14 protein-coding genes are annotated in these 14,664 nt (G+C 60.9%); 4 read left to right on the top strand and 10 right to left on the bottom strand.

Features of this window, described 5'->3' with window-relative positions; genetic code table 11:
- Positions 1 to 14: 14 nt before the first annotated feature.
- Together mglC and ACTG2B_RS22070 are read left to right on the top strand one after the other, a co-directional pair.
- Positions 15 to 1,025 carry a galactose/methyl galactoside ABC transporter permease MglC gene (gene mglC, locus ACTG2B_RS22075; RefSeq protein WP_005342585.1) on the top strand — a complete coding sequence of 337 codons (1,011 nt, stop codon included), beginning with the start codon at positions 15 to 17 and terminating at the stop codon, positions 1,023 to 1,025.
- Between the two features lie 51 nt (positions 1,026 to 1,076).
- Positions 1,077 to 2,810: a methyl-accepting chemotaxis protein gene (locus ACTG2B_RS22070; protein ID WP_439996847.1), complete on the top strand. Its 1,734-nt coding sequence runs from the start codon at positions 1,077 to 1,079 to the stop codon at positions 2,808 to 2,810.
- Between the two features lie 67 nt (positions 2,811 to 2,877).
- Here the strand turns inward: ACTG2B_RS22070 and trmA are convergent, their stop codons facing one another.
- Positions 2,878 to 4,011, bottom strand: a complete 1,134-nt coding sequence (gene trmA / locus ACTG2B_RS22065) for a tRNA (uridine(54)-C5)-methyltransferase TrmA (protein WP_421308420.1) — start codon at positions 4,009 to 4,011, stop codon at positions 2,878 to 2,880.
- 170 nt (positions 4,012 to 4,181) lie between these two features.
- On the opposite strand from trmA, the gene ACTG2B_RS22060 reads away from it, so the two are divergent.
- Both ACTG2B_RS22060 and ACTG2B_RS22055 read left to right on the top strand, forming a co-directional pair.
- Positions 4,182 to 5,324, top strand: coding sequence for a DUF5610 domain-containing protein (locus ACTG2B_RS22060; protein WP_439996846.1), 1,143 nt, complete (start codon positions 4,182 to 4,184; stop codon positions 5,322 to 5,324).
- A gap of 89 nt (positions 5,325 to 5,413) precedes the next feature.
- The gene (locus ACTG2B_RS22055; protein WP_201944193.1) at positions 5,414 to 5,947 is read left to right on the top strand and encodes an ATP--cob(I)alamin adenosyltransferase; all 534 of its coding nucleotides are present in this window, start codon (positions 5,414 to 5,416) and stop codon (positions 5,945 to 5,947) included.
- Positions 5,948 to 6,046: 99 nt separating this feature from the next.
- Here ACTG2B_RS22055 and malZ read toward each other — a convergent pair whose 3' ends face one another.
- The 9 genes from malZ to ACTG2B_RS22010 form a co-directional block, all read right to left on the bottom strand.
- Positions 6,047 to 7,876: a maltodextrin glucosidase gene (gene malZ / locus ACTG2B_RS22050; protein ID WP_005355500.1), complete on the bottom strand. Its 1,830-nt coding sequence runs from the start codon at positions 7,874 to 7,876 to the stop codon at positions 6,047 to 6,049.
- A 5-nt stretch (positions 7,877 to 7,881) separates the two neighbouring features.
- Positions 7,882 to 8,730 carry an HDOD domain-containing protein gene (locus tag ACTG2B_RS22045; RefSeq protein WP_064341032.1) on the bottom strand — a complete coding sequence of 283 codons (849 nt, stop codon included), beginning with the start codon at positions 8,728 to 8,730 and terminating at the stop codon, positions 7,882 to 7,884.
- 70 nt (positions 8,731 to 8,800) lie between these two features.
- Positions 8,801 to 9,217, bottom strand: coding sequence for an META domain-containing protein (locus ACTG2B_RS22040; RefSeq protein WP_005340725.1), 417 nt, complete (start codon positions 9,215 to 9,217; stop codon positions 8,801 to 8,803).
- Positions 9,218 to 9,382: 165 nt separating this feature from the next.
- Positions 9,383 to 10,744, bottom strand: coding sequence for a molecular chaperone (gene yegD, locus ACTG2B_RS22035; protein WP_042081785.1), 1,362 nt, complete (start codon positions 10,742 to 10,744; stop codon positions 9,383 to 9,385).
- A 92-nt stretch (positions 10,745 to 10,836) separates the two neighbouring features.
- On the bottom strand, positions 10,837 to 11,826 hold the full coding sequence (locus ACTG2B_RS22030) for a 2-hydroxyacid dehydrogenase (protein WP_005340720.1): 990 nt from the start codon (positions 11,824 to 11,826) through the stop codon (positions 10,837 to 10,839).
- 74 nt (positions 11,827 to 11,900) lie between these two features.
- Positions 11,901 to 12,395: a CreA family protein gene (locus ACTG2B_RS22025; RefSeq protein ID WP_439996845.1), complete on the bottom strand. Its 495-nt coding sequence runs from the start codon at positions 12,393 to 12,395 to the stop codon at positions 11,901 to 11,903.
- Positions 12,396 to 12,421: 26 nt separating this feature from the next.
- Entirely contained in the window at positions 12,422 to 12,868 is a 447-nt protein-coding gene (locus ACTG2B_RS22020; protein WP_043821502.1) for an Mpo1 family 2-hydroxy fatty acid dioxygenase, read from the bottom strand.
- Positions 12,869 to 12,930: 62 nt separating this feature from the next.
- Complete coding sequence (locus ACTG2B_RS22015) at positions 12,931 to 13,788, bottom strand: hypothetical protein (protein WP_278170909.1); 858 nt, start codon at positions 13,786 to 13,788, stop codon at positions 12,931 to 12,933.
- Between the two features lie 147 nt (positions 13,789 to 13,935).
- A complete protein-coding gene (locus ACTG2B_RS22010) occupies positions 13,936 to 14,322 on the bottom strand; it encodes a TraR/DksA family transcriptional regulator (protein ID WP_005356952.1) in 387 nt (128 codons plus the stop codon).
- Between the last annotated feature and the right edge of the window lie 342 nt (positions 14,323 to 14,664).

Genomic DNA, 14,664 nt, shown 5'->3' with positions numbered 1-14,664 from the left:
ACAGGAAGACATTTATGGAGTCGGCTAAAAATTTCAATCTGATGCAGGCGCTCAAGGAAAACGCCATCTATCTGGTGCTGCTGGTGCTGCTCATGGTCATCGTGATCCAGGAGCCCTCCTTCCTGAGCCTCACCAACTTCAGCAACATCCTGACCCAGTCCTCGGTGCGGGTCATCATCGCGCTGGGGGTGGCGGGCATCATCATCACCCAGGGGACGGATCTCTCGGCCGGTCGTCAGGTTGGTCTGGCGGCACTCATCGCGGCAACCATGTTGCAGGCGCTGACCAACGTCAACAAGGTGTTCCCGACGTTGGGGGAGGTGCCCATTCCTGCGGTGATCCTGCTGGTGTGTGTGGTGGGGGCGCTGATTGGTCTGGTCAACGGTCTGATCGTGGCCTACCTGAATGTCACCCCGTTCATTACCACCCTGGGCACCATGATCATCGTTTACGGTATCAACTCCCTCTACTTTGACTCGGTAGGGGCCTCGCCGGTGGCCGGGTTTGATCCCCGCTTCTCCAGCTTCGCGCAGGGCTTTATCCGGATAGGAGGATTCAAGCTCTCCTATCTCACCTTCTATGCCGCCATCGCCAGCGTCTTTGTCTGGGTGCTGTGGAACAAGACCCGCTTTGGCAAAAACATCTTCGCCATCGGCGGCAACCCCGAGGCGGCCAAGGTCTCCGGCGTCAACGTGGCGGTCAATCTGGTGATGATCTATGCGCTGGCAGGGGTCTTCTACGCCTTCGGCGGCATGCTGGAAGCGGGCCGGATCGGTAGCGCCACCAACAACCTCGGCTTCATGTACGAGCTGGATGCCATCGCGGCGTGCGTAGTGGGCGGCGTGTCGTTTGCCGGCGGGGTGGGAACGGTCGCGGGTGTGATTACCGGCGTACTTATCTTCACCCTGATCAACTATGGCTTGACCTATATCGGCGTCAGCCCTTACTGGCAGTTCATCATCAAGGGCGGCATCATCATTCTGGCGGTGGCTCTGGACTCCATGAAGTACGCCAAGAAGAAATAACAATTGGCAGGGAGGGTTGGCGTTGTCAGCCCTCTCTTCTGGAGGGAACCCATGCCATTCAAGGTCAAGATTTACCTCTTGCTGCTACTGGCCATTCTGGTCACCATCGGCACTGCCGGGCTCAGCGTCAACCACTTCATCAGTGGCTATATTCGCACTCAGGCCACCCACAACATCAACGAGCAGATCACTCTGGTCAAAGAGAAGCTGGCCAGCGACATCAATCAGAAAATCCTGTTGGCCGCCAACCTCAACTTCGGGGTGACCAACGTCAAGAAGACCCTGCAAGAGACCGGCTTTCACAATATCGTCAAGGTGATCGGCGACATGGCATTCGACGTGAGCGGTGTCATCAACGACAGCGCCAAAGTGGATGCCCTGCGCAAGTTGATCCCCGCCGCCAACAACCAGATCACCGTCAGCCCGCTGCAACAGGTGGATGGCAAGCCGGTCATCACCATTCTGGTGCCACGCGGTGCCGATTCCGCCTATCTCTACTACCTCGACATGAGCGAGTTCAAAAGCCTGCTGGAGAAGATGAGTGGCGATGGCCGCTACTTCTCGCTGGCCGACAGTCAGGGCAACAGCCTCTATAACAGCAAGCCGCAGGGGGAGAGCGAAGCGCGCCCCAACCAGCTGGATATTCGCGGCAGCAGCTGGACGCTGACCGGCTACATCGATCTTGACTACATCCGGGCCATGACCCGGGCTCTCAACGGCCAGATCATCATGGCGCTGTGCGGCGTGGCGATCGTGGTGATGGTGCTGGCGATGCTGGCGCTCAATGTGGCCTATCGCCCCATCCTCTCGTTGCGGGATCTGGTGCTGGAGCTCTCTCGCGGCAGCGGCGATCTCACCCGCCGACTGGCGGTGACCAGCAAGGATGACCTTGGCCAGATCTCGGCCGGGATCAACCGCTTTATCGAGCGGTTGCAGGAGATGATGGGGGAGGTGCTGCAGGCGAGCGGCCAGCTCAACAGCGGCATCGAGGGGTTGGCCTGCCAGACCGGCGCCGCCCAGTCCCTGCTGGCGGATCATGTACGCGAGACCGAGCAGGTGGTGACCGCCATCAACGAGATGAGCCGCACCGCGGTCTCCGTCTCCGAGAGTGCGGCCAGCACCGCCCAGCTCACCGGCCAGAGCCAGCAGCTGGCGAGCCAGTCCCGTCAGGTGGTGGATCAGGCCATGGCCAGCGTGATGGCGCTGGTGGACGAAGTGGAAGCCACTGCCCGCTCCATCGAAGCGATGCAGCAGGATGTGCAGCAGATTGGCTCAGTGCTCGGGGTGATCGGCAGCATTGCCGAACAGACCAACCTGCTGGCCCTCAATGCCGCCATCGAGGCGGCCCGCGCCGGTGAACAGGGTCGTGGCTTTGCGGTGGTGGCAGACGAGGTGCGTTCCCTCGCAGCCCGTACCCAGCAGAGCACAGCCGAGATCCAGACCATGCTGGCCAGTCTGCAGCGGGGCACCCGAACTGTGGTGGATGCCATGGGCAACACCAAGCAGAGCTGTCAGGGGGCGGCCGAGAACACTACCAGGGTCAACGAGTCGCTGGATCTGATGGCAGGGGAAGTGGTGGAGATCAACGATCTCATCAGCCATATCGCCACGGCGGCGGAGCAGCAGAGTGCGGTGGCCGAAGAGATCAACCGCAACATGAGTGCCATCGCCGAAGTGATCCGCCAGCTGACCCACAACGGGGAAGCGACGGTCGCCAGCTCCGCGGCGATGCAACAGACCTACGACCGGCTGCGGGAGATCGTGGGCCACTTCCGGCTGGAGTGAGGCCGGTGTTCAGTCAATAACAAAACAGAGCCATCCGGCCCTGTTGTTGTTTTTCCGTCTGCCTGAATCAACCGGCCTTGCGGCGCAGATAGACCCCGGCTTCCATGTGATGGGTCCAGGGGAACTGGTCGAACAGGGCGAAACGGGCGATCTCGTGGGTCTCGCCCAGAACTGCCATGTTGGCCTGCAGGGTATCTGGGTTGCAGGAGATGTAGAGGATGTTGTCGTACTCCTGCACCAGCTTGACGGTAGCATCGTCGAGACCGGCGCGGGGCGGGTCGACGAAGATGGTGTTGCACTGGTAGCTCTTGAGGTCGACCCCCTTGAGGCGGTTGAACTCCCGCTCGCCACGCATCGCCATGGTGAACTCCTCGGCCGACATGCGCAGGATGATCAGGTTGTCGACGCCGTTGGCGGCAATGTTGAACTGGGCGGAGTCGACGCTCGGCTTGGCGATCTCGGTAGCCAGCACCTTGCGGAAGTTCTGCGCCAGCGCGATGGAGAAGTTGCCGTTGCCGCAATAGAGCTCCAGCAGGTCCCCTTCGCTCCCCTTGGTCACATCCAGCGCCCAGGCCAGCATCTGCTCGTTGATGGCGGCGTTGGGCTGGGTGAAGCTGTTCTCCACCTGCTTGTAGATGAGCTGGCGACCCGCCACGTTGAGCTGTTCGATGACGAAGTCATCCCCCAGACAGATCTTCTGCTTGTGGGCGCGGCCAATCAGTTGCAGCTCGAACCCCTTGGCGCGCAGATCGGCCTGCAGCGCTGCGGCGGCCTGTTGCCATTCGGCCTCCAGCTTGCGGTGATAGAGCAGGCTGACAATGATCTGGCCGGACTGGGTGGAGAGGTAGTCGATCTGGAACAGCTTGCGGCGCAGCACCGGGTGTGGGCGCAGCCCCTCCAGCAGCAGCGGCATCAACTGGTTGATGAGGCGGCTGGCGGTAGGGAAGTGGTCTATCTTGATGATCTCTTTGGTCGCCGGGGCATACATGCAGTGGAAGAGGTCATCCCCTTCGTGCCAGATGCGAAATTCGGCGCGCATCCGGTAATACTCCGCCGGTGAGCTGTGCACTTCCAGCGCCGGGAGGGTGAAGCCGGCAAACAGCTCGGTGAGGCGAGCGCGCTTTTCGTCGAGTTGGGCCTGATAGTCGGCCGCGGTTCTAGGCGCCGGAGCGTTCGCGGAAGGCTGTTGGGATTGGGTCATAAATACCTCACATGCACACCGGCCGGGCCGGGTCGAAATCGGGGGAAGGCAACAGGCCACCCAAAGGGGCCCGATTTTAAAAGCCAGCCGCAGATTGTCCAGCATTTTGTGGTCAAGAAGTGTTCAGTCAGGCCGATAGCTGATCTACAGGCATGGTGGGAGGACACATTATGCAAATCGAAGGCGTGGGCGCAGCCCAACCCAAGGGAGTGGGTGTTTCTCCCAAATCGCCCCAACAGGCGGAGCAGAAACAGGTCAAGAGCGAGGAGGAGGTCTCCTTGCACAAGCCGCCCAAGTGGGCGCAGGTGCTGATCCAGCAGGCATTGCAGTTCTCGCTGGAGATCAACGGCCAGGGCTATCAGGCTCCTAAGGTGAAAGAACCTGAGGAGATCACCCCGGAGACTCTGTTCGACTTCCAGTCGGTGGCGGACAACGTGCTGCAGTTCGTGACCGGACGGCTTGGTGCCGCGCGGGCCGATGGCAAATCCGACGACGACCTGACCGGGATGATGGAGCAGGCCCGCAAGGGGGTCGACAAGGGCTTTGACGAGGCGAAGAAGCAGCTCGGCAAGTGGGCGACTGACAACGACGATATTAAAACCGGTATCGATCAGAGCTACAAGCTGATCCAGAAAGGGCTCGAGGAGTTCGAGAAGGAGTTCTTCGGCAAGGTTTCTCCGACCGACATGGGACAGGCCGAGATGGCTAGTCGCCAGCAGGGGTATCTGGAGATCCAGACCAAGGATGGCGACAAGGTGGTGCTGCGCTTCAACGACAGCTGGCAGACCAAGTCCCAGAGCAGCGAGAGCGGCAGCCAGTTCAGCCTCAAATCGAGCCAGAGCTTCAGCTTCTCGCTGGAGGGGGATCTCAGCAGCGACGAGATGGAGTCCATCGGCAAGCTGGTCAAAGGAATCGATGAGCTGGCGGGGAGCTTCTTCTCCGGCAACTTCGAGGATCTGCTGGACAAGGCGGGCGAGCTGAAACTGGATGACAGCCAGTTGGCCTCCTACTCTCTCAAGCTCAAACAGAGCGTCAAGCTGAGCCAGACCTATCAGGGGGCGCACTCCCTGCAGGATCTGATCAAGCCGTTTGCCGACTACCTGCCCAAGCTGGATCAGGTGCAGAAACAGGCGGATAGCCTACTGCCCCCAGCCCAACAACAGGCATTGACCCCGGCCGTGCTGGCCGCGAGAGGAGAAGAGGAACCGGTGCAGGTCGATCGCTTCACCAGCTTCAACCAGAGGATGCTGGAGGCGCTGCGGATGATCAACCAGTTCCAGCCCTCCACCGAGCCCGCCAGTAAGAACGCCTGAGCCACAGCGCGTAACGCAAGTAATGACCTGCCGTTTGCCAGCCCTTCCCGGGGCTGGCAAACTGGCCTTTTCTCCAATCCGGTTGCCCCATGAACCCCAAGAAGCCAAGAGACAAGCGCGAGCTCTGCTACCCCTTTATCTTCGAAACCTCGCTCAAATGTGATTTTGAAATCGCCACCGACGAGCTCTGCTGTCAGGTCGGGGCTGTGCTGTCACACCTTGCGCCGGATGCGGATACCCGGCCCATGCTGGCGGATCTCGCGGCGTTGCAGCGGCTTATCTACAACCTCAACGGCTCGGTGCGCGGCAAGCTGGGGATCTTCGACGCAGATCTTGAGTGGCTCAAGGCCCGTTACGACCACTACAACGAGGCGAGTCGCGGCAGCGTCACCGGTTTTGTGCTGCCACAGGGGCCGCAGCCCATTCCAACCCTCCATCTGTGCCGCTGCGGCAGCAAGAAGGTGGTGCGGCTGCTGGTCCGGCTGGAAGAGAGCGGGGTGGCCTTCGATCCCATTCTCTATCGCTTCGCCAACCTGCTGGCCAACTTCTTCTTCGTGCTCACCGTCTACCTCAAGCAGCGCTGGCAGGTGCCGGAAGTGCCCTACGTCAGCATCAACTACTGATGGCGGCTGGTTAGGGGCCAGACGTCATGGTGGATTGAGCGGAATAAAAAACCGGAGCCTTGGGCTCCGGTTTTGTTTTTCAGCGCGTCAGTTGCCCGCTCAGCTGGAGATCAGCACCCGGGCCGAGTTGGCGGGGATGGTGAGCTGCACCTCGCCCTGCACCACTTCAAACTTCTCACCGTTGAAGGCGTCGGTGAAGCGGCTGGCAGGGCTGGCGGTCTGCCACAGGGGCAGGCTGATGGTGCGCGGCTCGCTCGGGTGGCGGTTGCAGGCTACTACCACCTGATCGCTTTGCAGGGTACGGGCGAACACATAGCTGTGGGGCCCGGCGTAGAGGGTCTGGATATCGCCACGGCGCAGGGAGGGGCGCTGGCGGCGGATCTGGATCAGCCGACGATAGTGGTCGTGCAGCACGTGATCCCAGTCAGTGGTATCCCACGGGAAGCAGCGGCGGCAGTCCGGATCGTTGCCGCCGGAGAGCCCCACTTCATCGCCGTAGTAGATGGATGGCACGCCGATATAGGTGAGCAGCAGGGTGGCGGCCAGCTGCATCCGCTGTTTGTCCTCTCCCAGCAGATGGAGGAAACGGGCGGTATCGTGGCTGTCCAGCAGGTTGAACTGGGCCAGCTGGTTCTTGAACGGGATATGGGCCCGCGCCAGCTTGAGCCAGCGATCCAGCTCTTCGGCGCTGATCTTGATGGGGTGGTAGGCGATATCCTTGCCAGCCAGGAAGGCGCGGATCGGATGGGCGAAGCCGTAGTAGTTCATGGCGCCGTCCTCCTGATCCCCTTGCAGCCACTGGCTCGCCTCGAAGAAGTGTTCGCCGAGCACGTAGGCGTCCGGGTTCTCCTGCTTCACTGCCCCGCGAATGGCCCGCACATGGCTGCGGTTGCCCTCGGCGGTGCCGCGCTCGCCCAGCATGTGGATGACGTCAAAGCGCCAGCCATCGATCTGGTAGGGGGCGCGCATCCAGTAACGGAGGATGGCGTCGTCGGCCCGATAGACGGCGTCCTGCACCTTCTCGCAGGAGAAGTCGAGCTTGGGCAGGCTGCGAATGCCCTTCCAGCTGACGTAATCCCCTTCTTTGTCAAAGGTGTAGAAGCTGCGCCACGGGGAGTCCGGGTTGCTCTGGGCTCCCAGTGGCGGGCAGAACCAGGGGTGCTCGGTAGAGGTGTGGTTGACCACCGCATCGAGGATGATCTTCATGCCGCGCTGGTGCAGGTTGCGGGTCAGCTCGGCGAACTGCTCGTTGCTGCCGAGGTGGGCGTCCACCTTGAAGTAGTCCTGGGTGTCGTACTTGTGGTTGCTCGGTGAATCGAAGATGGGGTTGAGGTAGAGCGCCGTCACTCCGAGAGATTGCAGATAGTGCAGCTTGGCATCGATGCCCGCCAGATCGCCGCCGTAAAATTCGCAGGCGCCGTGGCCCTCTTCGTGGCGACTGACCGGCTCGCCCCACGCCTTGCTGATCACCGCCTTGCCGCGATATTCGTACTCGTGATGCTTGACGCTGAGGGATGGATCGCCGTTGCAGAAGCGGTCGGGGAAGATCTGATAGAACACCTGATCCTGCACCCAGGCCGGTGGCTGGTGCAGGCTGTTGAAGCGAAAATGCTGTTCCCGTGGCGGCATGGACGCGCTGACGCCCGCCCCGTGCAGCCACCACTGTTCCTCGTCGGTGAGGCATTTGAAGCTGTAGAGGTGGATATCCTGTCCCTTGATGAGCGGCAGGGTCGCCTGCCACACCTGCAGCCGATCGCGGGTGGAGACTGCCGTCATCGGGATCAGGTACTCCTCGTTATCCGGCTCGTGGCGCAGCCACACCTCGCGGATCGGCGCATCCAGCTCGCTAAAGAGGGTCAATTGCAGTGCGTCGGCGCTCTCTTTGAACCAGGGCGCCACCTGGGGATGAAACAGAAACGGATGGGTCATGATGCTTATTGAGTCAGAAGATCGGCGAGGGCATTACCCTGTTCATGCAATGTTTCGAGCTGGCCTGCCAGCGACTTGGGATCCAGTCCCAACTGGTCGGCGAGCGGTTTGGGGAAGCGGGCGATGATGGCCTGGGCAGGCACGCCCGCGTTCCAGGCGAAGGAGATAAACACGGCGAGGCGGATCAGCACCGCCTCCTTGCTGACCGGATCGTGGGAGAGCGGGTCAAGCTGTTGGGAGATGGCATCGACGAAGGCCTCGGAGAGGTTCCAGCGCCGCGCCAGCTCGGCACCGAGCTGGGCGTAGTCGTAGCCCAGCATCTCCCGCTGTGCCTCGACCCGGCTGCTGCCGTTCTGGATCGCCATGTTGATGAGCTCGGCCTCTTCCGGCAAGGTGCTCTGGATAAGCAGTTCGCCGATGTTGTGGATCAGAGCGCAGGTGAAGGCGGTCTCGGGATCCATCACCTTGGCCTCCTGGGCCAGGGTCTTGGCGATGGTGGCGACCTGGAAGGTCTCGGTCCAGAACTTGTTCTTGTCGAAGCTGGGCGGGGCCTTGAAGGTGCCGATGATGCCGGAGGCGACCACCACGGAGCGCAGCCGGTTGAAGCCGAGCCGGATCACCGCCTGTTCGATGGAGGTCACTTCGTTGCCCCGGCGCAGGGCGGCCGAGTTGGCCATCCGCAGCACTTTGACGCTGATCACCTGATCCATGGCGATCTTGGCCGCAATCTCGTCGATGCGGGCATTCTCGTCGTTGAAGCTCTGCATCAACTCGTGCAGCAGCTTGGGAATAGTGGGGAGTTGTTTGATCTTGTCAAACAGGCGATCCATCGACATGGCTGAGGCAGCCTCCATTGCGAACTCTGCCTCATATTGTGCCACAGCCGGACAACATGTTCCTGTTTGTGATGCGGCTTTGTGAGCGCTAGAACACCCAGTCGCGCAAGGTGTATTCCAAACGGTGCTGTTTGCCCTGCAGGATCAGGTTCTGACTGGTGCCGCTCAAGGTCGCCCCCTCGGTAAGGGTGGTCAGTACGGCCTGTTCGATAGTGTCGAGCGGCGGCATACAGGCCATTTCGGTGCTGCCCAGACTGGTGACCCACAGTTTGTCATCTTCCAGGTGGCCTTGTCCGAAGTAGCGGTTGCAACCGGCGATGCCGTTGACGGTGAAGTGCTCGCCGATCTCGAAATCGGGAGGATTGTCGCGGGGGGCCTTGATCGGTTCGCCATCCAGTTTGCTCAGTACCCAGTGGTGGTGTTGCAGATCTTGCTGAACAAAGGCGGTCGAGCTGCAGCCAGCGAGCAGTAACAGGGGGATCAGCAAAAAGGGCAATCTGGGCATGAGGGGGCTCCGGTTGGGGGAGCGTCAAGAATACCCTTTTTGGGCAGTCGGGAGCAGGGCGGGAGAGGGGACGACCGACCGCTTCTGTCGCCCCTTGTCCCGCACGACTGTCGCTTAATGGCAACACACGGGTGATGTTGCCATCGATTTACGCTATCTCAGGGCTCAGTTGGCGAACAGCCGCTCGGCATAACGGGCGAGACCGGCGGCCACCGAGCCGAAGTCATCGCCACCCTCAAGCGGGATGGACGGGAGCTTCTGGCGGATAAAGCTGGCGATCAGCGGTGAGCGGGCGCTACCGCCGGTGACGAAGATGCGATCCGGCTGCACACCGGCGGCGGCAATCGCTTCGTCCATCAGCTCGCCAATCTTCTCCAGCAGCAGGGCCGAGGCGTTGGCCAGCTGTTCGCGGGTCAGCTCCGCTTCCAGCCCTTTTTCCAGCTCGGCCAGCGACTGGCGATTGAGCTCCTGCTCCGAGAGGGCGATCTTGCCCTGCTCGGCACGCCACACCAGCTGGTGGCTCAGCTTGTGGGCCCGCAGGCTGGCCAGACGACCCAGCTTGCTGCCGGGTTGGCTGTCGAGCTGCAGATCCTGCAGCTGGCGGGCGGTGTCGAGGCTGTAGAAACGGCTCTGGGCACTGACGTCGTTGATGGCGGCCGCATCCCAGAACAGCGGGTGGGGCAGCGGCTTGCCGGTCTTGAGGGTCTCGTGCATGCCGAGCAGCGGCATCATCCCCTCCACCGTCAGGCGGATGTCGAAGTCGTTGCCGCCGATCCGCTGGCCGCTGTGGCCGAGCAGATCGCCGCTGCGATCCAGCTGATCGCGGTAGCCGGGGCCCATCCGCAGCATGGAGCAGTCGGTGGTACCGCCGCCGATATCCACCACCAGTACCACGGCGTCTTCGGTGAGGCGCGCCTCGAACTCAAACCCGGCGGCCACCGGTTCATAGAGGAACTCCACCTGCTCGAAACCGGCCAGACGGGCCGCCTCGGTCAGGATGGCGATAGCTTGCTGGTTGCTCTCCTCCCCTGCCAGACCCTGGAAGTTGACCGGACGGCCGATCACCGCTTGGCGGATCGGGGCGCCGAGCTGCTGCTCCGCCTGCTGGCGAACGTGGAGCATCATGGCGCAGACGATATCTTCAAACAGGGCGATCTGGGGAGCCTTGAGGCCATAGGCGCCGAGAAAGGATTTCGGTGACTTGATGTAGTAGCCGTCGTCCGGCTCTTCCAGATAGCGCTCCAGCGCGGCACCGCCAAAGCTCAGCTCGTCGATCAGTCCCTCTTCGCGCATCTGGCGGCGAACCATCTGGGCGCGGGTGACCACGGGGCCACGCAGCTTGAGGTATTCCGCCTGCTGGGCGGGGGCCAGCCCTTCGGCCAACAGACCGGCGATAGCATCCCGGTGGGGAGCATGCAGGGTGGAGGGGAGGTAGCGGGATGCACCAAGATTCAGCAGCCTGGGGCTACCTTGTTCCATCACGGCCACGGCACAGTTGGAGGTGCCGTAATCAAATCCGATAAACATGGGCGCCAGACTCCTGAATAAAAAAGGGGGGCTAGCCTACCCGAAGGCGCCGGGTCTCACAACCCGGCGCGTGACGAAGAGAGGGCGAGCCCTTATTCCACTTCGTTGTCGCAGCGGCCCTGGCTCTCGATGGCGCGGATATTGCCGAGGGTGGTATCGGCGATGGCGTGCAACGCCTCGCGGGTCAGGAACGCCTGATGGCCGGTGAACAGCACGTTGTGGCAGGCTGACAGGCGGCGGAACACATCATCGGTGATCACCTCGTTGGACTTGTCGGAGAAGAAGAGATCCTCTTCCTCTTCGTAGACGTCCAGCCCCAGCGCGCCAATGCGGGAAGTCTTGAGCGCCTCGATGGCGGCGTTGGAGTCGAGCAGGCCGCCACGGCTGGTGTTGATGATCATCACCCCGTCCTTCATCTTGGCGAATGCCTCCTTGTTCAACAGGTGGTAGTTCTCTTTGAACAGCGGGCAGTGCAGGCTGATGATGTCGGATTGGCGGAACAGAGTATCGAGATCCACGTACTCGGCACCCAGCTCAATGGCTGCCGGATTCTGGTAAGGATCGTTGACCAGCAGGCGAACCCCGAAGCCCTTGAGGATACGCAGGGCGGCCAGACCGATCTTGCCGGTGCCGATGACGCCAACGGTCTTGCCATGCATGTTGAAGCCGACCAGCCCTTCCAGCGAGAAGTTGGCGTCGCGGGTGCGCTGATAAGCCTTATGGATGCGGCGGTTGAGGCACATCATCATGCCGACTGCGTGTTCTGCGGTCGCCTCGGGGGAGTAGGCAGGCACCCGCACCACTTTCAGCCCCAGCTCTTTGGCGGCGGCCAGATCCACGTTGTTGTAACCGGCGCAGCGCAGGGCAATCACCTGGGTGCCGTTGGCAGCCAGTTCGGTCAATACCTCGCGGTCGGCATCGTCATTGACGAACAGACACACCACCGGGAAGCCGTGAGCCAGTCGGGCCGTTTTGGCCTCCAGCCGTACATCGAAAAACTCCAGGTCGAAGCCGTACTGGCTGTTGGCCTGGTTGAAATGCTCTTTGTCATAGCTCTTGGTACTGAATACGGCGACTTTCATGGTATTTGCTCCGCAGCGTGTGTGTCGTCAAATTACAACAAAATGGGTCAGCTATCACCGGACAAACCGGCTGGTTATTGTCCCCACGGCATAATGGGAACGGCGCTGACTGCACTCTTGTACGAACCATCCACCAGTTTGGTGCTGTAGGTCAGGTAAACCAGTGCATTGCGTTTCTTGTCGTAAAAACGCACCACTTTCTGCTCCTTGAACATCAGCGAGGTGCTGACATCGAACACCTCTTCTCCCGCCTTCAGCTTTTCGGGCAGGGTGATGGGGCCGATCTGGTGGCACGACAGGGAGGCGTGGGAGGGATCTTCCGCCAGTCCCAGCCCGCCTTTGACGCCACCTGTCTTGGGGCGCGCCAGATAGCAGGCGACGCCGTCTATGCGCGGGTCGTCGAACGCCTCCACCAGGATCTTGTGGTTCGGGCCAAACAGCTTGAAGGCTGTGCTCACTTCACCGACCGGGTCGGCCTTGTCGGCCAGCGCCGGGCCGGCAAACAGGGCCCCCAGCAGCAGGGGCAGGGCGCGGCGCAGGGCATTATGTCGCGTGTGGTTATGTGTCATGGTCTCTCCTGTTGGCCCGGCATTCCTCAATAGGGAATGCCCAGGCGACGATAGAGGCTGGCAAGCACCCAGGCAGGGCCTATCAGCAGAAATTGCAGGTCGGCGAGGAAGGAGGGGCGCTTGCCCTCGATCTTGTGGCCGACAAACTGGGCTATCCAGAGCAGCACGAACGCTGCCACGGCCGGCCACAACAGCGGCCCCTGCCATTGGTGGCAGATCCACAGTCCCAGTGCGGTCAGCCCGGCCATCCCCGCGAACAGCGAAAACGACAGCTGCAGATAGAACAGCAGCACCGGAATGGCTGCCACTGCCGCCCAGTTGAGTGGCTCTGGCAAGGGCCCGTGTGGCAGACACCAGAGCAGCGCCAGCGAGCAGAGATAGATGCCCGGCACCGCCAGCTTGTGGATGGCGACGTTGACCGGATGGCGATGACTCTGGCCGTACTGCGCAAACCACTCCTGGATTCCCTTCATGGCACCTCCCTGGCGCACTGTGTTCTCGCAGCCTGACCTTCGTGGTCAGGCGCTCGGGATGCTTATCCCTGCGGTGGATACTCCCAATATTGGGCTGGAATGGATTTTAGCAACGGGGTCATATCCGGATTGGGCAGGGCGATGGTGACCCGCTGATCGAGGTTGGCGCTGGCGAGCGCTTCGCGGATCTTGGGGTTGTCATTGAAGAACTTCATAAAGCTGCCATCGGCATAGGCCCGCTCCAGCCCGGTCTGAATCGCCTTGGCCAGCTTGGGGTATTCGGGGCTGACGAAGAAGAACTGGGCGAAGGGGTAGCGGATCAGCAGGTGCTGCTCGATGGCGAGGTTGGGATACTGCGCCACCAGTTCGCTGCGCTCGGCGAAGATCTCCACCAGGGCGCGCGGGAAGAAGTCGATCTTGTCGCCGTCGTTGATAAGGCGAAACAGGCTGCTGTATCGGCCGGAGAAGGTCGGGATGCCCGCATTTTCCAGAATTTTGTTATCGGCCCAACCGACTCCTTGCGCCGCCTTCAGCTGTTTGAGGTCGGCCAGGGTATTGATCTGGTTGAACTTCTCCTGAGCATCCGCGTGGATGAAGGACAGCCGCAATCCTTCCAGCCCGCGAAACAGCGGAATGGGGACGGCAATCAGGGAGGATTCGAGTGCGCTGGAGGTGCCCATCCAGAAGACGTTGATGGTCTTGCCCTTGCTCAGCTGCTGTTGGAGGGTGAACTGGTTGAGGTCGAGTTCGACAGGCTCGATGCGAAAGGGTTGCCCGGAGCGAGTCAGGGCCAGTTCCAGCAGCTTGTACTGGTACTCCTGGTCAAGATTGTTGACGGGACGGCTGGGGACCTTGACCGTCAGAACCTGTGCTTGTGCCAGCAGTGGCAGGCACAAACACAGCTTGATGAGCCATTTCACTCTCTGTTCTCCTGTAGATTCCGGAAGGTGTCCGGAGTCTAACAGAACTTGTCACCATCTTGCTGCGAGGCGTTGTGCAAGGTTTGAGCTCGGTGCCCTGCCTTGCTGGCGTCTGTTGCACCAGAATGGTGACGGTTCTTCGAAGAATCAGGCGACGCGACGGAACACGTGGGTATCGTTAAATTCCTTGGTGCTCTGGCATTCGACGCAGAAACGGGATTCCGGACGGGCATGCAGCCGCTTGAGGGAGATCTCGTCACCGCAAGATTCGCAGTAACCAAAATCCCCTTCGCTGATGCGCTTCAATGCGCCCCGCAGCTTGCGCAGGTGCAGCTTGTCGTGCTCGATGCGGTTCAGCTCCAGACGGCGGGCTTCCTCGATACTGGCACGGTCAATTTCATCAGCCATCTCGTTGGTGTCGGTGGCGATGGCCTGGCTGGCCTGGGAGTTCAGGCGCTCTTCGAGCTCGACGATCTGTCGCTCGATCTGCCCCTTGTAAAAGGCCAGTTGGTCTTCAGTCATGAAATCACACATACGATTAACTACCAGTCAGTTTACTAACCCAATTATCCCTGTTTATGGGGGCTGTCTGCCTACAGACCAAGCCCTTGTATCCCGATTTGCACCTGTTTCATGCAAGAGAGTGCAAATCAGGGCGGGCCTTGTACCAAAAAAATGCAGCCAAGCAAAGCAAATAGGATAAGGATTGTGCGCCCTTGCAAAAAAATGGTCCGTTCCTGCGGGGGATTGGTCGGGATCTGGCGCCTGCTTCACCCTCTGTTGGCATCGCCTTTGCAAAGATGAGAAAGGTAGGCTTCGTACGGATTTGAGTGTTTAGTATTTGGTGCCGCCTTGGTCATTATATGCGCCGTTATT

Origin of the sequence: Aeromonas sp. 30P, assembly GCF_051919805.1 — a bacterium.
Classification (GTDB): Bacteria; Pseudomonadota; Gammaproteobacteria; order Enterobacterales; family Aeromonadaceae; genus Aeromonas; species Aeromonas veronii.
The sequence above is the reverse complement of the archived record's forward strand: the minus strand, read 5'-3'. Positions and strand labels throughout refer to the sequence as shown.